Origin of the sequence: Streptomyces sp. NPDC046712, assembly GCF_040645695.1 — a bacterium.
Classification (GTDB): Bacteria; Actinomycetota; Actinomycetes; order Streptomycetales; family Streptomycetaceae; genus Streptomyces.
The window spans coordinates 88,476-107,568 of sequence record NZ_JBEYYW010000029.1; the positions used below are offsets into that span (position 1 = coordinate 88,476).

A 19,093-nucleotide genomic window follows, 5' to 3' on the forward strand; every position below is an offset into this window, starting at 1 on the left:
TGGGGAACTGTGTCGACCCGTGCCTCCCACGCCCCCCGCGCCATAACCGAAGCGGCTTCCACCGAAGCGGCTCCGGTCTCCCTCTGCGCCCGGGAGCCCCATGTCCCCGCCGACCGTCTCGTCGCCGAGATGGTCCCGCCGCCGCGCTTCGACTCGGTGCGCTTCGACACGTACATCCCGGACCCGAACCAGCCCAGCCAGACCGACGCGGTCAAGGCCCTGAGCTCCTTCGCCGAGGGACTCGGCGGCTCCCACGCCACCGGTGCCGGCAAGCGCCCGGGCCTCAGCCGCTGGTTCGCCAAGAAGCCCGCCGCCCCCACCGGCCCGCGCGGGATCTACCTCGACGGCGGTTACGGCGTCGGCAAGACCCACCTGCTCGCCTCCCTCTGGCACGCCACGCCCGCCGAGCCGGGGCTCAAGGCCTTCGGCACCTTCGTGGAGCTGACGAACCTGGTGGGTGCGCTGGGCTTCCAGCAGACCGTGCAGACGCTGAGCGGACACCGGCTGCTCTGCATCGACGAATTCGAGCTCGACGACCCGGGCGACACGGTTCTCGTCTCCTCCCTGCTGAGCCGGCTCGTCGAGGCGGGCGTGGCGCTGGCCGCCACCTCCAACACGCTGCCGGGCAAGCTGGGCGAGGGCCGGTTCGCCGCCGCCGACTTCCTGCGCGAGATCCAGGGCCTCTCGGCCCACTTCCGCCCGCTGCGGATCGACGGCGAGGACTACCGCCACCGCGGGCTGCCCGAGGCGCCCGCCCCGTACTCCGACGAACAGGTGACGAAGGCCGCGTACGCGACCCCGGGCTCCTCGCTCGACGACTTCCCGCATCTGCTCGACCACCTGGCCAAGGTCCACCCGAGCCGCTACGGCGCGCTCACGGACGGGCTGAGCGCGGTCTGCCTCACGGACGTCCAGCCGATCCCGGACCAGTCGACGGCGCTGCGGCTCGTCGTCCTCGCCGACCGGCTCTACGACCGCGAGGTCCCAGTGCTCGCCTCCGGTCTCCCCTTCGACCGGCTGTTCAGTGAAGAGATGTTGAAGGGCGGGTACCGGAAGAAGTACTTCCGGGCGATCTCCCGGCTCACGGCGCTGGCACGCGACGCAAAGGGTCTGGTGGAGCAGTAGGTTGGGGGCCATACCCGATCGAAAGGGATTCATCATGGCCGCAACCCGTTCCGCCCACGCCGTCTGGGAGGGCGACCTCCTCAAGGGCAAGGGCGTCGTCACCCTCGACTCCTCCGGCCTCGGCTCGTACGACGTCTCCTGGCCGGCCCGCACCGAGGAGCCGAACGGCAAGACCAGCCCGGAAGAGCTGATCGCCGCCGCGCACTCCTCCTGCTTCTCGATGGCCTTCTCCAACATCCTGGCCAAGAACGACACCCCGCCGACCCGCCTGGAGACGAAGGCCGACGTCACCTTCGTGCCGGGCAAGGGCATCACGGGCAGCCACATCACCGTGCGCGGCGAGGTCCCGGGCCTGGACAAGGACAAGTTCCTCGAGCTGGCCGAGGACGCCAAGAAGAACTGCCCGGTGAGCCAGGCGCTCGCGGGTACGACGATCACGCTGACCGCCGAACTCGCCTGATCTCTCACGCCACATGAGGCCGTTGTGGCCCGCATGGTTCACGTGTCACCACAGTGCGTGATACACACATGCGGGTCACGCGTCATTCCTCTCCTGTCCTCCCCCATAGCCTTCGGCATGGGGGTACCCCCACAGAAGATGGGTTGCCTCATGTCCGCAACACGACGTCAGATCCTGTCCCGCACCGGCGCCTCCGTCGCCGGGATCGCCTTCGCGGGCGCCTTCTCCGAACTCTTCGCCGGTACGGCGGCCGCTCGCGGCCACGCCGGCTACGGACCGCTGGTCCCCGACCCCGCCGGGCTCCTCGACCTCCCCAAGGGCTTCCGCTACCAGGTGCTCTCCCGCCAGGGCGACCCCCTCCGCTCCGGCGAGGGACCCGTCCCCAGCAATTTCGACGGCATGGCCGCCTTCGCCGGCCGCCGGGGCCGCGTCCACCTGGTCCGCAACCACGAGAACCGGGTCACCGGCAAGATCGGCGTCCCGACCGTGCAGGGCCTGACGTACGACCCCGCCGCCAAGGGCGGTTGTACGGCGATCGAGCTGGACGGCCGCAACAACGTCCTCGGCGAGCGCGTCGCCATCGCCGGCACCGCCGTCAACTGCGCGGGCGGCCCGACCCCTTGGGGCACCTGGCTGACCTGCGAGGAGACCGAGGACAAGGCCGGGACCAACGGCTACACCAAGGACCACGGCTTCATCTTCGAGGTCGACGGCGCCGACCCGCACCGCACCGGCGCCGTACCGCTCACCGCCATGGGCCGCTTCCAGCACGAGGCGATCGCCGTCGATCCGCGCAGCGGCATCGTGTACGAGACGGAGGACGCGTTCCAGCATCCCTTCGGGCTCTTCTACCGCTTCCTGCCGGAGAAGCCGCTGGGCGGCCACGGCTCGCTGCGCGCGGGCGGCGCCCTGGAGGCGATGCGGGTGCCGGGCGTGCCCGACCTCTCGGTGGTCCAGGAGACCGGTGCGAGCTTCGACGGCGTCGAATGGGTTCCCGTACCGGACCCGCAGGCGGCCGAAACCCCCATCAGGCTCCAGGACTTCGGGCCCCGGGGCATCACGCACGCGCAGAAGCTGGAGGGCTGCTACTGGGGCGGGCGGGCCGTGTACTTCGTCTCGTCCTTCGCCCGCGCCAAGGACGGCTCCGCGGCCACCCACTTCGGCCAGGTGTGGAAGTACGAGCCGCACCGGCGGCGTCTCACGCTCGTCGTCGTCTTCGGCCCGAGCACCGACATCCAGCTGCCCGGCGAGTCTCCGGACAACATCTGTCTCGCCCCCAGCGGCGGCCTGATGGTCAGCGAGGACGGCGACGGCGCCCAGCATGTGTACGGGGTGAGCCGGAAGGGCGAGGTGTACGCGATGGCGCGCGGGGCGCAGAACATCGGCACACCGGACGCACCGGAGTGGGGCGAGTTCGCCGGAGTCACGTTCTCGCCGGACGGACAGACGATGTACGTCAACTGCTACACCCCGGGCACGACGTTCGCGGTGACGGGCCCGTGGTGCTGAGGTAGGTCGCCCGCCGCGGCCGGGTGCGGTGTTCGGCGCCACCCGGCCGCCGGGTCGTAGGTGCCCTCCCTGGGAACTTCGACCACGGTCGTACGATGGCCGTACTGCGATGTACCCGCCCCGAGGAGTTGCCGTGGCCCGCCCCCGTACCGCCGCCCGGACAGTGGAACACCCCGAGCTGTCGGAGGTCTCCCTGCAGCAGGCCCTGGAGGCGCTGGTGGACCCGGTGCGGCGTGGGGTGGTGTGCCAGCTGGCCAGGTCCGGCGCGGACATGAGCTGCGGCACCTTCGACGCACCGGTCTCGCTCTCGACACTCACGCACCACTTCAGCGTGCTGCGCGAGGCGGGGGTGATCCGCCAGTACTACGTGGGCACGACGAAGATGAACACGCTGCGCGCGGAGGAGATGGAGGACCGCTTCCCCGGCCTGCTGTCGGCCGTGCTGGCCGCCTCCGCCGCGGAGCGGGAGGCGGGCGCGGTCTGACGTCGCCTCGCGGGTCCGTCGATTCCGTCGCAGGATCGGGGGAAGGCGAGCCACGGACCCGGAGGGGCGCAGGATGGCGAAGAAGGACGAGCCGAAGAGGGACGAGAAGAAGGCCAAGGCGTCCGGGAGGAACCGGCCCCGTACCCCACCGGTACCCTCCCCGGTCCTGCGTGACCTGCTGCGCGTCCCCGCCGGCCGGCCGGTCGACCTCTCCTCGTACTCCTCCTCGAAGATCCCGGCCGGCCCGCCCGACAAGGCGGCGGGGATCGTGGCCACGGAACTCCTGGCCCCGCGCCTGGCCGACCTGCAGGAGCGCCTGTACGCGGCGAGCACGGCCGGCGACCGGCGCCGGCTGCTGCTCGTCCTGCAGGGTATGGACACGAGCGGCAAGGGCGGCACGGTCAAGCATGTGATCGGCTACTTCAACCCGTCCGGCTGCCGGATCCGGGCCTTCAAGGCGCCCACGACGGAGGAGCGGAGCCACCCGTTCCTCTGGCGGATCACGCGGGCTCTGCCGGTGCCGGGCGAGATCGGCATCTTCGACCGCTCGCACTACGAGGACGTGCTCATCGCGCGCGTCCGCGACCTGGTCCCCCGCCGCGACCTCGGCCGCCGCTACGGCCAGATCAACCGCTGGGAGGAGACCCTCACGGACGACGGCGTCACCATCGTCAAGGTCTTCCTGCACATCTCGTACGAGGAGCAGCGCGCCCGGCTCCTGCAGCGGCTCGACAACCCGGACAAGCACTGGAAGTTCAACGCGGGCGACATCGAGGAGCGGGCGCTGTGGCCGGCGTACCAGCGGGCGTACGAGCTCACGCTCGAGCGTTGCTCGACCCCGGAGGCGCCGTGGTACGTGGTCCCGGCCGACCGTAAGTGGTACCGCAACTGGGCCATCAGCACGCTGCTCCTGGAACACCTGGAGGCCCTGGACCCGCGCTACCCGGCGGGCGACTTCGACGTGGCCGAGTGCCGCAAACAGTTGCTCGCTTCCTGATCGGCTAGTTTCCGTGGGTGACCATTTCTGTACGAAGATTGTCGGCGCTCGCTCTCCTGGGCGCCGTTCTCGTCGGCTGTGGCGGGGGTACGGCCGACACCGCGTCGACGCCTGACACCTCGGCGCCTGACACCTCGTCCGCCGCGCCGAGCACGAGCGCGTCTCCGTCCACGAGCGCTTCTGCCTCCACGAGCGCGAGCGCCGCGCCCGGCCCGGCGACCGTACGCAAGGCGCCGCCCACCATGGCGCCCGGCCCCGCGGGCCTCACGCCGGTGTTCGAGCGGGGGCGCAAGGGCGGGGACAAGGTCGTCGCGCTCACCTTCGACGCCGACATGACGGCCGACCAGGGGCCGCGGGCCGCGGGCGGGGAGCGCTTCGACAACCCGCGGCTGATCGAGACGCTGCGGCGGCTCAAGGTCGACTCGACGGTCTTCATGACCGGCCGCTGGGCCGAGGAGTACCCGGACCAGGCCCGCTCCATCGGCACCGATCCCCGCTTCGAGATCGCCAACCACTCGTACAGCCACTACGCATTCGCCTCCCCCTGCTACGGCCTGCCGACCGTGGCGAAGCAGGACATGGCCAAGGACGTGCGGCGCGCCTTCGAGGCGTTCCGCAAGGCCGGGGCGCGCAATGTCGTGCCGTACTTCCGCTTCCCCGGCGGCTGCTACAACGACGACGCGCTGCGCGCGCTCGCCCCCGCGAAGGTCACGGCGGTGCAGTGGGACGTGGTCAGCGGCGACGCCTTCGCCAAGGACGGCGACGCGGTCGCCCGACAGGTGCTCGACGGCGTGAAGCCGGGCTCGCTGGTGGTCATGCACTGCACCCGCAGCGCCGCACCCGTCACGGAACAGGCGATCCGCCGGATCGTCCCCGAACTGCGGGCCAGGGGCTACCGCTTCGTGAAGGTCTCCGAACTGATGGCGGAGCGGCCTTCCTAGACGTCCTGGAGGTTCTAGCCCGAGCAGGCCGTGCGCTGGGCCTCCTGCCACTCGCAGACCGGGCAGAGAGTGATCCCCCTGATCGACTCGGGGTACTCGGTCGGCTTCCGGCACAGCACGCACTCGGCGTACGGCCCGCCTGCGGCCGACGCCGCCGGCGGCCTCACCTCGGTGGGTTCGCAGTACGACGTGTCCTCGTCCATGCCATCGAGCGTACTCACTCCATTCGGGCCGTGGCCTTGGTGCTCACCGCCACCGCGGCGGCGGCGAGCGTCAGAGCGCCCGCGAGGGCGAGCCAGGGCATGGCGACGGTCGCGGTACGGGAGCCGGAGACCAGGCCCGTCACCGCGTACTGCGCCGGTGAGCCGGTGGTCACGAGCGCGAGGAGCGAGCCCAGGACGAGTGCCGCGAGCGACCAGCCGCGGGACCGGACGAGGGGCCGGGTGGTGAGGACACCCACGGCGGCGCCCGTCAGGACGCAGATCGCCATGGCGAGGAGCCCCGCCGCCCCGGCCTCGATGAGGACGACCCTGCGGAGGTCGCTCACCGCCGTCACCCCGAGGACGGCGACGACGCCGACGAGCGTCACGCAGGCCATGGCGGCCAGGACCGCCGCCAGGTGTGCCCGTTCCCGTCCGGCCGCGGCGGCCACCACGCCGCGCGCGGCGGGCGGTTCCTGCCCGAGGCAGATCCGTACGACCCACGCCGCGACGGGGAGCAGCGTGGCGGCGGTCCACCCGAGGGCGCCGAGCACGGGCTCCCCGGCGCGCACGCCGACGGCGAGGAACACCGCGTACAGCAGCAGCGGTGCCAGCCACCGCTGGGAGCGCAGGAGCAGGTCGGTCCGATAGCGCAGCAGTGCGGTCATGCCCGTCCCACCCGGATGCCTTCGGTGGACAGCTCGTGGATGTGCCAGGAGGCTTCGAGGAGGGCCCGGAGCAGCCGGTCGGAGTGCGCCGCGTCGACGGTGACGGCCGTGGTGCCGTCGGATCCGGGCTCGTACGAGGGCGAGCCCGGCAGCCCGTCGGGGCGCACGGTCCCGCCGGAGACCACGATCCGCACGCGGGGCCCTACGCCCCCGTCGCGTCGCGGACTCCCGGACCGTACTCGCCCCGCCTCCACCGTGAAATCGGTGTCGGCCTCGCCCGCGAGCCGCCGCGGGTCGTGGTCGACGAAGACGACCCTTCCCCCCGCCGCGACCCGCTCGCGGACCGCGCGGTCCAGCTCCTGCCGCGCCCCGGTGTCGAGGCCGGTCCACGCCTCGTCGAGGACCAGGAGGTCCGGGCCGGCGAGCAGGGCCTGGGCGACGGCGACCTTCTGGCTGGTGCCCTTGGAGAGCTCGGCGAGCGGAGCGCCGGCGAAGGCGCCCGCGCCGAACCGCTCCAGCCACTCCCCCGCCGCGGCCACCGCCTCGGCCCTGCCCAGCCCCTGGACGCGCCCGAGATGGACCAGATAGCCGCTCGCGGTGAAGGGCAGGGCGGCCGGGAACCGCTCGGGGACGTACGCCGTGCGCCGCGGCCGGCCGGTGATCCGGCCCTCCGTCGGGGCGTCGATGCCCGCGAGCAGGCGGAGGAGCGTCGACTTGCCGGTGCCGTTGGTGCCGGTGATCCGGACGAGGGCGCCGGCGGGCAGGGCGAGGCCGACCTCGCGCAGCACCCATGGTCCGCGCAGGCCGTAACGGCGCCCCACCTGTTCGAGGTTCAGTTGGACGAGGCCTTCTGCGGGGTGAGCTCGCTCGGCCGGACGATGACGAAGCCCTGGCCGTCGAGGCGGAGCTGGACGGCCTCGCCCGATCCGCCGCGGATCATCGAGCCGACGGACTGCGAGCGGTGGAGCGAGGTCTGCAGCTGCTCGCTCCAGCCGACGACGGCGTCGGTGTCGACGCAGACCGGGGCCTGCGGCGTGACGGGGATGACGATCGGGCTGCCCTCGCAGATCAGGGCGATCTTGCCGTAGCCGGTGAAGACGCTGTTGAAGAGGCCGCCTCCGGTCATGCCGGCGCCCTTCACCGTCTTGATCTCGTAGCTGAGGGTGGGGTCGAAGCAGAGGACGTTGCGGCCGTTCACGGTGAACGCGTCGTTCTGCTCGATCTCGACGATGAAGCAGTTCTGCGCCTCGTGCGCGAACCATGCCTCGCCCTGGCCACGGACGGCCATCAGCGCCAGGCCCTCGCCGGTGACGGCGCGCTTGAGCATGCCGCCGATGCCCTGGCCCTTGCGCTCGAAGTGGAGGTCGCCGCGGAAGGCGATCATCGAGCCCTGCCGGGCGTGCATCTCGCCGTTGACGGCGTACTTCACGCACTTGGCGTTCTGCAGGCTCATGCCCGGGAAGGTCGCGGTCTCGGCAAGGTGTTCGCTGGCAAACAGATCGCTCTTCATGCGTGCATCCTGTCCCGGAATCGTTCATTCCCACAAGAAACACGTGTGCGGGCAGTGGCAGACTTGCCGGGTGAGCAGCAACGACACCGACATCCGTGACACCAAGCCCCAGTTCGTCCTCCCGTTGGTGGTGCGGATCGAACGGGCCGAGCCCCCGGCCCGCACCGACGCCCTGGAGACGGCCGCCCGCGCCGTCCTGGAGATCCTCGCCGACGAGCGCGCGCACGGCGAAGGGGAATGGGCGCAGGCCATGACCGACTGGCAGGACGCCCGGATCCGCAAGGTCGTGCGCCGGGCGCGCGGCGCGGAGTGGCGGCGCGCGGAGGCGCTGCCGGGCATCACGGTGACGGGTGAGGCCGCGGAGGTACGGGTGTTCCCGCCGGTCCCGCTGGACGGCTGGCCCAAGGAACTGGCCAAGCTGCAGGTGTCGGGCACCGATCTGGAGGACCCGGTCGCGCCCGGCGCCCCGCGGTCCGGGGCGGCGCTGCTGTGGCTCAACCCGGACCTGGACATGTCCGCGGGCAAGACGATGGCCCAGGCCGGGCACGGGGCACAGCTGTTGTGGTGGGAGATGCCGGAGACGGACCGCAAGGCGTGGCATGAGGCCGGCTTCCCGCTGGCCGTGCGGACGGCCGATCCGGCGCGCTGGGCGGAGCTGACCACGAGCGGGCTGCCGGTGGTGCGGGACGCCGGATTCACGGAGATCGCGCCGGGTTCGTGCACGGTCGTGTCCGAATTCCCCGTACTCGGTCCGCTCGGCGACTGAACACGCCCGTCCCACCGTACGTATCTCCCGATACCGGCAAGTGGGTTGAACGACGGCCTCGTTGGCGGTTCAGTCTGCGGTGACCGATATTTCGAACGTACGGGAGACACCTTGTCGCTACGCGTCAACGGGACGGCACTCATCATCGCGGCGCTCGTCGCCACGGTCGGCGCGCTCGCCTTCCCCGTCTGGTCCTACGCCGACCGTTCCGGAACCGGCCAGGCGAATCTGAACGCGTCGAGCGTGGCCACCCAGTGGGGGCCGCTGTCGGCCACCGACCGGGACTTCCTTGTCAAGGTGCGGCTGGCCGGTCTCTGGGAGCTCCCGGCCGGCCAACAGGCCATCGAACGCGCGCCGAGCCGGGCGATGGTGGAGTGCGGCGACCATCTCGTCGTCGGCCACACGGACCTGGACCGGCGGGCCAGGGACGTGGCGGCGAAGCTCGGCGTCGAGCTGCCCAACCAGCCGACCGAGCAGCAGCAGGGCTGGCTGCGGGAGCTGACGGCGGCGCGCGGGGAGGAGTACGAGCGGAAGTTCGCGAATCTGCTGCGCAACGCGCACGGCAAGGTGTTCGCGCTGGTCGCGGAGGTCCGGCACACCACGCGCAACTCGCTGATACGACAGCTGGCGAGCGACGCGAACCAGACGGTGCTCGACCACATCACCATGCTGGAGGCGACCGGGATGGTCGACCACGACGCGCTGGCGAACGAGGCGGCGGGCCGGAAGACGTCGCCGCCGACCGGTCCCCCGGTCGTGCCGTCGCCGGCGGTGCCCTCACCGGTGGTGCCCTCCGGGACGGACCAGTCGTTCACCTCGCGGCCGGCGCCGGAGGCGGGGATCGTGACACCGCACTCGGAGCCGTAGCGCCGCCGGAACCTCAAATCAACCTCTGAACGTCCCCCCGACTGGATTCGAACGCATCCGGCCGGGCCATCAGGTGAGGGACTGAAGGAGGGGGACATGACGGAACTCGGCACGGCACGCGGCACGGAACTCGGGGTCGGGATCGGCTGGCGTCCGGAGATCGCGGGGGCGGTGGAGGCTCTGCCCGGCCTGGACTGGGTGGAGGTCGTCGCGGAGAACGTGTGCGCGGGCCACCTCCCCGAGTCGCTGCAGCGGCTGCGGGCGCGGGGGGTCACGGTCGTCCCGCACGGGGTCTCGCTGGGTCTCGGCGGCGCTGACCGGCCGGACGCGGGGCGGCTGGCGGAGCTGGCGGCGAAGGCGGAGGCGCTGGGGGCGCCGCTGGTGACGGAGCACATCGCGTTCGTACGGGCCGGGGGCCCGCTGACCGCGACGCCGCTCCTGGAGGCGGGGCACCTGCTGCCCGTGCCGCGGACCTGGGACGCGCTGGACGTGCTGTGCGAGAACGTCCGGATCGCGCAGGAAGCGCTGCCGGTTCCGCTGGCCCTGGAGAACATCGCGGCGCTGATCTCCTGGCCGGGCGAGGAGCTGACGGAGGGCGAGTTCCTGGCGGAGCTGGTGGAGCGTACGGGGGTACGGCTCCTGATCGACGTCGCGAACCTCCACACCAACCACGTCAACCGCGGCGAGTCCCCGTCGAAGGCCCTCGCCGAACTGCCGGTCGAGGCGATCGCGTACGTCCATGTCGCGGGCGGCCTCGAACGCGACGGCGTCTGGCACGACACCCACGCCCACCCGGTCCCCGAGCCCGTCCTCGACATCCTCTCGGAGCTGGCGTCGAGGATCTCCCCGCCGGGAGTGCTCCTGGAGCGGGACGACCGTTTCCCGCCCGCGGAGGAACTCGCCTCGGAACTGGAGGCGATCCGGAGGACGGTGGCCGGGGCCGCCGTGGCCAGGGCGCGATCCGCCGCGGACGGCGCGCCGGCCGACTCCCCCGCCGAGCACCCGCTGCTCATCGGCGCGGGCGCCCGGGTCTCCGGCGGCCCGATGCCACACCCCCGGACCGCCCCGGGCGAGTCACCGGCCGCGCCCGGACCCTCCGGCGGCACCGAGCCGGTCGAGACGCACGAGACCCGGCGCCCCGTGGGCGGGGAGCGGGCGCGGGACCGGGTCGCCGTGGCACAGGCCGCCCTGCTGTCCGCGCTCGTCGCGGGGACCCCCGCGCCCGAGGGGTTCGACACACGGCGGCTCGGCGTGCAGAGCCGGGCCCTCGTCGGTAAGCGGGCCGAGGTGATCGCGAAGATCGCCCCCGAGCTGCCCGAGATCCTCGGCGACGACTACCGGCCCGCGTTCCGCGCGTACGCCAAGTCCCGCCCCATGACCGGTGGCTACCGCCGCGACGCGCTCGGCTTCGTCGAGCACCTGCTCGTCACCGGGCGCCCCGAGGACCCGGACGCCCGGCGCCGGCTCACCCGCTGGTGGCAGGACCGCGCCGACACCCGCCCGCCCGGCCTGGCGGCCAGGCTGATCCACGCGGCCCGCGCCGCGCTCGTACGGAGGTAGGACACATGACCGGCTTCGCCGTACTCATCTGGGTCGTGGTTCTCGTCAGCTCGGGAATGCTGATCGCCCGCCTCAGTACCGCCCGCGCGGGCCGCAGGGGCTCCGTCCACGACCTCGCCGAGGCCGCCTTCCTGGCCGGCGGCCCGCCCCGCGTCGTGGACACGGCACTGGCGACCCTGCACGCCGAGGGACTGATCGGGGTCGGCGGTCCCGGCCTCGTCGTCGTGCTCCGCCCCGACCTGCGCGCCCGGGACCATGTCGGCCGCGCCGTCCTCCAGCAGCTCGCCGCCGCACCCAGCGGCGCCCTGCACGAGCTGCGCCTCGCGGTGATGCGGAGCCCCGCCGTGCAGGAGATCGGCGACGGCCTCGCCGCGCGCGGGCTGATGCTGGCACCGGAGCGGCGCCGCGCGGTCAGGCGGTGGTGCTTCGCCCAGGGGCTCGGCTCGTTGGCGGTACTGATCCTCTCCCCCGTGCTCACCCTCGCCGTCGACCGCCCCTCCGGCACGCTGCCGTTCCTCATCACCGTGCTGCCCGTCCTCATGCTGGGCGTGGTCTTCGCGCTCATCTGCGGCGCGATCAACGCCGGGCGGCTCACCCGCGCCGGGCAGCGGGCATCGGCCGCGTACCACCGGGATCACATCCATCTGCAGGACGTCGGCCATCAGGTCGCGCTGCGCGGGCTGCGCGCCGTGCCGGACGAGGAGCTGCGGGCGCAGCTGATCGCCGCGGCCCGGATGTACGGCTCGCGCCCGGGACAGCAGCCGTTCCCGCGCCCTCCGCGCACCACGTCGCACAACTCCTCGTCGGACACGGCGGCGCTCATGGTGCTCTCGTGGTGCGGAGGCAGCGCGGGCAACGGGGGCGCGTGCGGCGGCGGGAGCGGCGGAGGCGGCGGGTCCTCCTGCGGAGGCGGAGGCGGCTGCTCGGCCGCGGCCTGCTCCGGCGGAGGCGGCGGCTCCAGCTGTTCGAGCTCCAGCGGAAGCTCGTGCTCCAGCAGCAGCGGCTGGAGCAGCAGCGGCAGCTCGTGTTCCAGCAGCAGCGGTTCGAGCTGCTCCAGTTCGAGCGGCTGACGGGGGCGCATCGGGGCATTGGGCCCGACACCGCCCGTAGATCCTTTACTTCGGCGATCCGGCCGCCAACGATCCCGGTGTGAGATCTCTCGTCCTGTTCGGAGCCGTCGGAGCCCTGGTGCTGTCGTCACCGGCGGCCTTCACCCCCGCCCGGGCCCTCGACGCCCCGCCCGCCGAAGCCCACGGCACGCTGCTCGCCGCCCGCCGCGCCGCCGCCGAGGGCATCCGCTTCACGAGCTGCCCGGCGGAGGAGAAGCTGCCGCCGTCCGTCCAGTGCGGCACGGTCCGGGTCCCGCTCGACTACGGGGACCCGGACGGCTCCCGGATCGGGCTGACCGTCAGCCGGGTCAAGGCATCGGGTCCGGCCGCCGACCGCCAGGGCGCGCTCGTGTACAACCCCGGCGGCCCCGGCGCCTCCTCGACGTACTTTCCCCTGATGGCGGACCTGCCCGCCTGGAAGCGGATCTCCGCCGCGTACGACCTGGTCGGCTACGCCCCGCGCGGGGTGGGCCGTTCGGCCCCGGTCTCCTGCCAGGACCCCGCCGACCGGGCCACCGGCCCCACCCCGGCGCCCACCCACCCCTCGGAGGTCTTCAAGCGGGAGCGCATCGCCCGCGCGAAGACGTACGCCCAGGGCTGCGCCACCCGCACGGGCACGGCGCTGCGGCACTACCACTCGCTCAACAACGCCCGCGATCTGGAGGTGCTGCGCGCGGCGCTCGGCGAGACGAAGCTGACCTACATGGGCGCCTCGTACGGCACGTACTTCGGCGCGCTGTACGCGACGCTCTTCCCGCACCGGGTGCGCCGGATGGTCTTCGACGCGCCCGTCAACCCGGCGCCGCGCCAGATCTGGTACGTCAACAACCTCGACCAGTCGCCCGCGTTCGAGCGCCGGTGGGCCGACTTCCGCACCTGGGCCGCCAAGCACCACAAGGTGTACGGCCTGGGCACCACGGCGCGGGAGGTCCAGGAGAGCTACGAGAAGGTCCGCGCCGAACTCGCGGCGCGCCCGGCGGGCGGGAAGGTCGGCCCGGGACAGCTGCACGCGGCGCTGCTCCAGGTCGCGTACCACGACGGTTTCTGGAGGTCGCGGGCCGCCGCGCTGTCGCGGTATCTGAAGGGTGATCCGAAGCCGCTGATCGCACTGACCGGGCCCTCCACCGACGACGGCAACGGGCTGGCGGTCTACACGGCGGTGGAGTGCAACGACGCGCCCTGGCCGGAGGACTTCGCCGTCTGGGACCGGGACAACACCCGGCTCGCGAAGCTCGCCCCGTTCGAGACCTGGGACAACGCCTGGATGAACCTGCCCTGCGCGTACTGGAAGGCGCCTCGGCAGAAGCCGCTGGATGTACGGACCGGCCGGGGGGTGCTGCCGCCGGTGCTGATCCTGGCGGCCGAGCGGGACGCGGCCACGCCGTACGAAGGGGCGCTGGAGCTGCAGCGCAGGCTGTCGGGGTCCGCCCTGGTGACGGAGCGCGATGCCGGCACGCACGGCATCGGGGGCGGCGCGAACGCCTGCGTGAACGGGTATCTGGAGACGTATCTGCTGACCGGAGCCGTGCCCGGAAGGACGCCGGTGCGGCGCGCGTCGTGCGCGCCGCACCCGGAGCCGGACCCGGTGTCGCTGGAGCGGCGTGCGGAAACTCCGCCCGCCGTCTGATCTTCCGGGTCAAGGGGTGACGGCCCGGCCGGTGGCCGGGCTGTCACCAGGTTCGTACGGCCGTCAGGCCAGGCCGGCCACGAGCTCGGCGACCGAGCGCCGGCGGCCGGTGTAGAACGGGACCTCCTCGCGGACGTGCATCCGTGCCTCGGAGGCGCGCAGGTGGCGCATCAGGTCGACGATGCGGTGCAGCTCGTCGGCCTCGAAGGCGAGGATCCACTCGTAGTCGCCGAGCGAGAACGAGGCGACCGTGTTGGCGCGGACGTCCGGGAAGCCGCGGGCCATCTTGCCGTGGTCGGCGAGCATCCGGCGACGGTCCTCGTCCGGCAGCAGGTACCAGTCGTAGGAGCGGACGAAGGGGTAGACGCTCACGTAGTCGCGGGGCGTCTCGTCGGCCAGGAAGGCCGGGATGTGCGACTTGTTGAACTCGGCGGGGCGGTGCAGCGCCATGTTCGACCAGACCGGCTCGAGGGCGCGGCCCAGCTTGGTGCGACGGAAGAGGTTGTACGCGTCCTGGAGCTCGTCGCTCGTCTCGGCGTGCCACCAGATCATGACATCGGCGTCGGCGCGCAGACCGGAGAGGTCGTACGTGCCGCGGATGGTGATGTCCTTGGCGGCGAGCTGGTCGAACAGCTCCTGGACCTCGTCGGCGTAGCCGGCGCGGTCCTCGGGCAGGTTGTCGCGCAGCTTGAACACAGACCACAGGGTGTAGCGGATGACCTCGTTGAGGTCCTTCGCCTTCTTACCGGCGTTCGGGATCTTTTCGGGCGCACTCATACGCCTATTCTCGCCCGTCACGGACAGTGCCCTGCACCAGGGTGGGTGGTTTCCGACGTGGCGATGATCTCGTCCGCGATCTCGTCGGCGGCGCGGTGGCCGGAGGCGATGCAGGCGGGGATGCCGACGCCCTCGTACACGGCCCCCGCCATGCGCAGTCCGGGCAGCTCGGCGACGGCCTCGCGGATGCGGGCGACGCGGTCGAGGTGGCCGACGGGGTACTGCGGGAGGCCGTCGGTCCAGCGGGTGACGGTGGTGGCGACGGGGCGGGCGGTCAGGCCGGCCGCCGCGCCGAGGTCCTTCAGGGAGGCCTCGACGAGGTCGGTGTCGTCGCGGAGGATCTGCTCCTCCTCGCCGTAGCGGCCGACGGAGGTACGGAGCACGAAGAGGTCGGGGGCGGCGTCGGAGACCCACTGCCACTTCTGGCTGGAGAAGGTGGACGCCTTGATGGTGTGTCCGTCGACGGGCGGCACGAGGAACCCGGAGCCGGGCAGGCCCTGGACGTCGGAGCGGCGGAAGGCGAGGGTGACGAGGGCCATGGAGGCGTACTCGACGGCGCCGAGCTCGGCGGAGGCGGCGGGTGCCTCGCGGGCGAGCAGCTCTGCGGCGGACCAGGCGGGGGCGGCGAGGACGACCGCGTCGGCCGTGATCGCCCGGCCTGCGGCCACGACGCGCCACCGCGTGGCGGGCCCGGAGCCGAACTCCGGTCCCGTGACCCGCCGCAGCTCCGTCACCGGGGCGTGCGTCAGGATCTCGCCGCCCGCGGCGCGGATCGCGGCGGCGACCGCGGCGGGCAGCGTGCCGATGCCGCCCTCGATGCCCATGAAGGCGGAGCCGCTGAGGCCGGTGGCCGCGCCCGCGGCGTCCGAGGGGGTCGCGGCGCCCGCCCGCTGGACGGCGTGGACGGCCTCGGTGAGCGTGGGGTGGGTGCGGGCGGCGGCGAAGAGGGCGGGGACGGCGGCGCGCATCGAGATCCGGTAGGCGTCGCCGGCGTACACCCCGCCGAGCAGCGGCTCGACCAGCCGGTCGACGACCTCGTGGCCCATCCGGTCCGCGACGTACGCGCCGATGGCGATGTCCTCGCCGATCTCGGCCGGGGGCAGCTCGCGGTCCCGCTCGACCCGGTGCAGTCCGTCCTCGGTGAGGAGGCCCGCGAGCGCCGCGGCGTCGCCGGGGACGCCCATGACGTGCCCCTTGGGCATCGGGCGCAGCGCCCCGCGGGTCCAGACGGACGCGGTGGTCGTGGCGGGCGGCCGGAGCCGGTCGCCGAGGCCGACGGCGCGGGCGAGCGCGATCGCCTCGGGGCGGCGGGCGAGCAGCGATTCGGCCCCGAGGTCGACGGGGGCGCCGGCGATCTCCCCGGCGAGCAGCTTGCCGCCGACCCGGTCGCCGCCTTCGAGCAGCGTCACCCGTGCTCCGGCGGACAGCAGCCGGTGGGCGGCGGCGAGGCCGGCGATGCCGCCTCCGACTACGACAACGTGCGCGTTCATGGCTCCACTCTCTCAAAACCCGTTCCGAGGCCGGAACGTGACCGCTTCGCTATCGCCCGGGGGCAACCCGCGGTCCCACTCCGTACGTCGAACCGGCAACACTCACCACCACCCGAGGGGGATCCCATGCGTGGAGCACGAGGGGCGGCCGTGGCGCTGCTGGCGGTGTCGCTCGCGCTGACCGGCTGCGCCGGGGGCGCGTCCGACAGTGGCGCCGACAGCAAAGGGGCGGCCGCGGAGCGGCCCGCGGACGGCGGCGCCGCCGACAGAGGCTACGAGTCGGACACCGCCAGTGGCGCGGACAAGGGGGCGGCTGCCCCGCAGAAGCCCGCCGACGTGGCCAGGCAGCAGCACATCATCCGTACCGCCGAGCTGAGCGTGGAGGTCGCGGACGCCACCAAGGCGCTGGCCACCGCGCGCCGGGTCGTCGAGGGCGCGGGGGGCCAGGTGGCCAACGAGTCGACCGATCGGGTCGACGACACGCACATGACCTCGCGGATCGTGCTGCGGGTGCCGCAGGAGCGGTACGCGTCGGTGCTGGAGGAGCTGGCGGGCACCGGCAGGCTGCTGTCCCGCAAGGCGGACGCGAAGGACGTCACCGAGCAGGTCGTGGACGTGGAGAGCCGGATCGCCACCCAGCGGGCGAGCGTCGCCCGGGTGCGGGCGCTGATGGACCGGGCGGAGAAGCTGAGCGATGTGGTCACCCTGGAGGGCGAGCTGAGTCGTCGTCAGGCGGATCTGGAGTCGCTCCTTGCCCAGCAGGCCTCCCTGAAGGACCGTACGACGCTGGCGACGATCACCCTCGAACTGACCGAGAAGGAGAAGGCGGCACCGTCGGACGGCGAGGACCGGCCGGGCTTCCTGGAGGCTCTCGCCGGGGGCTGGAACGCGTTGGTGACGGCGCTGACCTGGGTCGTTGTCGTGCTGGCGGCGGTGGCGCCGTGGCTGGCGACGGTCCTCGTCCTGTATCTGGTGTGGCGGCTGCTCGTCCGGCCCCGGCTGCCGCGGCGTGCGGACGGCGGACGGCCGGCCGCCGGACCGGCGGAGGAACCTGACACATCCAGGGACTGAACCACCGCGCCGACGTAGCGTGTTCGTATGAGCGAACGACTGGTGGTCATCGGCGGCGATGCGGCGGGCATGTCCGCCGCATCGCAGGCCCGCAGGCTCAAGGCGTCCGGGGAGCTGGAGATCGTCGCTTTCGAGCGCGGTCATTTCTCCTCGTACTCGGCCTGCGGCATTCCGTACTGGGTCGGCGGCGACGTCGACGAGCGCGACGAGCTGATCGCGCGCACCCCGCAGGAGCACCGGGAGCGGGACATCGATCTGCGGATGCGGACCGAGGTGACCGAACTGGACGTGCCGGGGCAGCGGGTGCGCACCCGGGACCTGGAGTCGGGTACGGAGGCGTGGACGGGCTTCGACAAGCTGGTGATCGCGACCGGCGCCCGTCCGCTGCGGCCGCCGCTGCCGGGGATCGACGCCCCTGGCGTGCACGGGGTGCAGACGCTGGACGACGGACAGGCGCTGCTCGACTCGCTGGAGCGTACGAAGGGCCGCCGCGCGGTGGTCGTGGGCGCCGGATACATCGGCGTGGAGATGGCCGAGGCGCTCCTGAACCGGGGCTACGAGGTGACGGTGCTCAACCGGGGCGAGCAGCCGATGTCGACGCTCGACCCGGACATGGGGCGGCTGGTCCACCGGGTGATGGACGGTCTCGGCATCACGACGGTCGGCTCCTCGGCGGTCACGAAGATCCTCACGGGTGAGGACGGGCGGGTCCGGGCGGTGGCGACGGAGGACGCCGAGTACCCGGCGGACGTGGTGGTGCTCGGGATGGGCGTCGTCCCGGAGACGGCGCTGGCGCGGGCGGCCGGGCTGCCGCTGGGGGTGTACGGCGGGTTGCTGACCGATCTCGCGATGCGGGTGCGGGGGCACGAGAACATCTGGGCGGGCGGTGACTGTGTCGAGGTGCTCGACCTGGTCTCGGGGCGCGAGCGGCACATCGCGCTGGGCACGCACGCCAACAAGCACGGGCAGGTCATCGGCTCGAACGTGGGCGGCGGTTACGCCACCTTCCCGGGCGTGGTCGGTACGGCGGTGTCGAAGGTGTGCGACCTGGAGATCGCGCGGACGGGGCTGCGCGAGAAGGACGCCCGCGAGGTCGGGCTGCGGTACGTGACGGTGACGATCGAGTCGACCAGCCGGGCGGGCTACTACCCGGGCGCGGCCCCGATGACGGTGAAGATGCTGGCCGAGCGCCGTACGGGCCGGCTGCTCGGGGTGCAGATCGTGGGCCGTGAGGGCGCGGGGAAACGGGTCGACATCGCGGCGGTGGCGCTGACGGCCGGGATGACCGTGGAGCAGATGACGGCCCTGGACCTGGGGTACGCGCCGCCGTTCTCGCCGGTGTGGGATCCGGTGCTGGTCGCGGCGCGGAAGGCGCTGGCGGCGGTTCGCAAGGCGGGCTGACCCGAGCGGAGCAGTGACCCGTGGTGACGAATTGCGATGTTTGAATGACCGTGGGTTAACTCGATGACATGATCAGACACACAGTGCGTGCGCTCTGCGCCGCCTCCCTCATCGTCGCCCCGCTCGCTCTGAGCTCCCCCGCCCAGGCCGTGACCTGCACGGTCAACGGCGTCCCGCGCTCCGCCACCAATCTGACCGGCACGGCCGGCAGCGACTTCATCCGTTGTGCGTCGGTCCCTGCCAACCACTCGGTCGACGGTCTCGGCGGCAGCGATTACATCGTCGTCGACGGCCTCGTGGGGCCCATGGCCGCGGTGCGCGGCAACACCGGCAGCGACTTCATCCGGGTCGGCGGCAACGCCGGCGTCGTCGACGGCGGCCCCGGCGTCGACTTCTGCCGGGTCGGCGCGGGCAACCTGCCCATCAACTGCGAGGCCTGCCGAGTCGCAGGCCCGGGGGCCGGTACGAGCAACTGACCGAGGTCGCCTTGCCGTCGAGCGAGACGGCCAGGAGGCCCAGATACCGCTGGGC

Annotated in this window: 20 protein-coding genes; 14 read left to right on the forward strand and 6 right to left on the reverse strand. The window is 72.7% G+C overall.

The features are described 5' to 3' along the window. Nucleotides 1–9 precede the first annotated feature (9 nt). The 6 genes from zapE to ABZ939_RS30290 all read left to right on the forward strand — a co-directional run bounded on the left by zapE (nucleotide 10) and on the right by ABZ939_RS30290 (nucleotide 5,516). Nucleotides 10–1,125: a cell division protein ZapE gene (zapE, locus tag ABZ939_RS30265; RefSeq protein ID WP_361862065.1), complete on the forward strand. Its 1,116-nt coding sequence runs from the start codon at nucleotides 10–12 to the stop codon at nucleotides 1,123–1,125. Nucleotides 1,126–1,159: 34 nt separating this feature from the next. Continuing rightward, on the forward strand, nucleotides 1,160–1,585 hold the full coding sequence (locus ABZ939_RS30270) for an OsmC family protein (protein ID WP_361862068.1): 426 nt from the start codon (nucleotides 1,160–1,162) through the stop codon (nucleotides 1,583–1,585). Between the two features lie 150 nt (nucleotides 1,586–1,735). Continuing rightward, the gene (locus tag ABZ939_RS30275; protein WP_361862070.1) at nucleotides 1,736–3,094 is read left to right on the forward strand and encodes an alkaline phosphatase PhoX; all 1,359 of its coding nucleotides are present in this window, start codon (nucleotides 1,736–1,738) and stop codon (nucleotides 3,092–3,094) included. Between the two features lie 133 nt (nucleotides 3,095–3,227). Further along, nucleotides 3,228–3,578, forward strand: a complete 351-nt coding sequence (locus tag ABZ939_RS30280; RefSeq protein WP_361862073.1) for a helix-turn-helix domain-containing protein — start codon at nucleotides 3,228–3,230, stop codon at nucleotides 3,576–3,578. A gap of 73 nt (nucleotides 3,579–3,651) precedes the next feature. Then, nucleotides 3,652–4,575 (forward strand): PPK2 family polyphosphate kinase, encoded by a 924-nt coding sequence (locus ABZ939_RS30285; RefSeq protein WP_361862076.1) that lies wholly within the window; start codon nucleotides 3,652–3,654, stop codon nucleotides 4,573–4,575. A 17-nt stretch (nucleotides 4,576–4,592) separates the two neighbouring features. Beyond that, complete coding sequence (locus ABZ939_RS30290) at nucleotides 4,593–5,516, forward strand: polysaccharide deacetylase family protein (RefSeq protein ID WP_361862079.1); 924 nt, start codon at nucleotides 4,593–4,595, stop codon at nucleotides 5,514–5,516. Nucleotides 5,517–5,530: 14 nt separating this feature from the next. On the opposite strand, the gene ABZ939_RS30295 is transcribed toward ABZ939_RS30290, so the two are convergent. Genes ABZ939_RS30295 through ABZ939_RS30310 form a run of 4 tightly spaced genes read right to left on the reverse strand, consistent with a single transcriptional unit; the run spans nucleotide 5,531 to nucleotide 7,894 of the window. Next, on the reverse strand, nucleotides 5,531–5,719 hold the full coding sequence (locus ABZ939_RS30295; RefSeq protein WP_361862082.1) for a hypothetical protein: 189 nt from the start codon (nucleotides 5,717–5,719) through the stop codon (nucleotides 5,531–5,533). Between the two features lie 14 nt (nucleotides 5,720–5,733). Further along, complete coding sequence (locus tag ABZ939_RS30300; protein WP_361862085.1) at nucleotides 5,734–6,384, reverse strand: ABC transporter; 651 nt, start codon at nucleotides 6,382–6,384, stop codon at nucleotides 5,734–5,736. After that, nucleotides 6,381–7,205, reverse strand: a complete 825-nt coding sequence (locus tag ABZ939_RS30305) for an ATP-binding cassette domain-containing protein (RefSeq protein ID WP_361862087.1) — start codon at nucleotides 7,203–7,205, stop codon at nucleotides 6,381–6,383. Before ABZ939_RS30305 ends, ABZ939_RS30300 begins: the two co-directional genes overlap by 4 nt. An 11-nt stretch (nucleotides 7,206–7,216) precedes the next feature. Further along, on the reverse strand, nucleotides 7,217–7,894 hold the full coding sequence (locus ABZ939_RS30310; RefSeq protein WP_361862090.1) for an AIM24 family protein: 678 nt from the start codon (nucleotides 7,892–7,894) through the stop codon (nucleotides 7,217–7,219). A gap of 70 nt (nucleotides 7,895–7,964) precedes the next feature. Between ABZ939_RS30310 and ABZ939_RS30315 the strand changes: the two genes are divergently transcribed. The 5 genes from ABZ939_RS30315 to ABZ939_RS30335 all read left to right on the forward strand — a co-directional run bounded on the left by ABZ939_RS30315 (nucleotide 7,965) and on the right by ABZ939_RS30335 (nucleotide 13,823). Next, complete coding sequence (locus ABZ939_RS30315; RefSeq protein ID WP_361862093.1) at nucleotides 7,965–8,660, forward strand: peptidyl-tRNA hydrolase; 696 nt, start codon at nucleotides 7,965–7,967, stop codon at nucleotides 8,658–8,660. 111 nt (nucleotides 8,661–8,771) lie between these two features. After that, a complete protein-coding gene (locus tag ABZ939_RS30320) occupies nucleotides 8,772–9,527 on the forward strand; it encodes a DUF4142 domain-containing protein (RefSeq protein WP_361862096.1) in 756 nt (251 codons plus the stop codon). Nucleotides 9,528–9,623: 96 nt separating this feature from the next. Beyond that, a complete protein-coding gene (locus ABZ939_RS30325) occupies nucleotides 9,624–11,087 on the forward strand; it encodes a DUF692 domain-containing protein (protein WP_361862099.1) in 1,464 nt (487 codons plus the stop codon). 5 nt (nucleotides 11,088–11,092) lie between these two features. Next, nucleotides 11,093–12,157 carry a TIGR04222 domain-containing membrane protein gene (locus ABZ939_RS30330; RefSeq protein WP_361862101.1) on the forward strand — a complete coding sequence of 355 codons (1,065 nt, stop codon included), beginning with the start codon at nucleotides 11,093–11,095 and terminating at the stop codon, nucleotides 12,155–12,157. A 79-nt stretch (nucleotides 12,158–12,236) separates the two neighbouring features. Continuing rightward, nucleotides 12,237–13,823 (forward strand): alpha/beta hydrolase, encoded by a 1,587-nt coding sequence (locus tag ABZ939_RS30335; protein WP_361862104.1) that lies wholly within the window; start codon nucleotides 12,237–12,239, stop codon nucleotides 13,821–13,823. A 63-nt stretch (nucleotides 13,824–13,886) separates the two neighbouring features. On the opposite strand, the gene hemQ is transcribed toward ABZ939_RS30335, so the two are convergent. Together hemQ and hemG are read right to left on the reverse strand one after the other, a co-directional pair. Beyond that, nucleotides 13,887–14,600 (reverse strand): hydrogen peroxide-dependent heme synthase, encoded by a 714-nt coding sequence (gene hemQ, locus ABZ939_RS30340; RefSeq protein ID WP_361862107.1) that lies wholly within the window; start codon nucleotides 14,598–14,600, stop codon nucleotides 13,887–13,889. 17 nt (nucleotides 14,601–14,617) lie between these two features. Next, nucleotides 14,618–16,090, reverse strand: coding sequence for a protoporphyrinogen oxidase (gene hemG / locus ABZ939_RS30345; RefSeq protein WP_361862110.1), 1,473 nt, complete (start codon nucleotides 16,088–16,090; stop codon nucleotides 14,618–14,620). 126 nt (nucleotides 16,091–16,216) lie between these two features. Between hemG and ABZ939_RS30350 the strand changes: the two genes are divergently transcribed. The 3 genes from ABZ939_RS30350 (at nucleotide 16,217) to ABZ939_RS30360 (ending at nucleotide 19,038) form a co-directional block, all read left to right on the forward strand. Beyond that, a complete protein-coding gene (locus ABZ939_RS30350; protein WP_361862113.1) occupies nucleotides 16,217–17,161 on the forward strand; it encodes a DUF4349 domain-containing protein in 945 nt (314 codons plus the stop codon). 27 nt (nucleotides 17,162–17,188) lie between these two features. Beyond that, on the forward strand, nucleotides 17,189–18,562 hold the full coding sequence (locus ABZ939_RS30355; protein WP_361862116.1) for an FAD-dependent oxidoreductase: 1,374 nt from the start codon (nucleotides 17,189–17,191) through the stop codon (nucleotides 18,560–18,562). A gap of 68 nt (nucleotides 18,563–18,630) precedes the next feature. Continuing rightward, nucleotides 18,631–19,038: a hypothetical protein gene (locus ABZ939_RS30360; RefSeq protein WP_361862119.1), complete on the forward strand. Its 408-nt coding sequence runs from the start codon at nucleotides 18,631–18,633 to the stop codon at nucleotides 19,036–19,038. Nucleotides 19,039–19,093 lie beyond the last annotated feature (55 nt).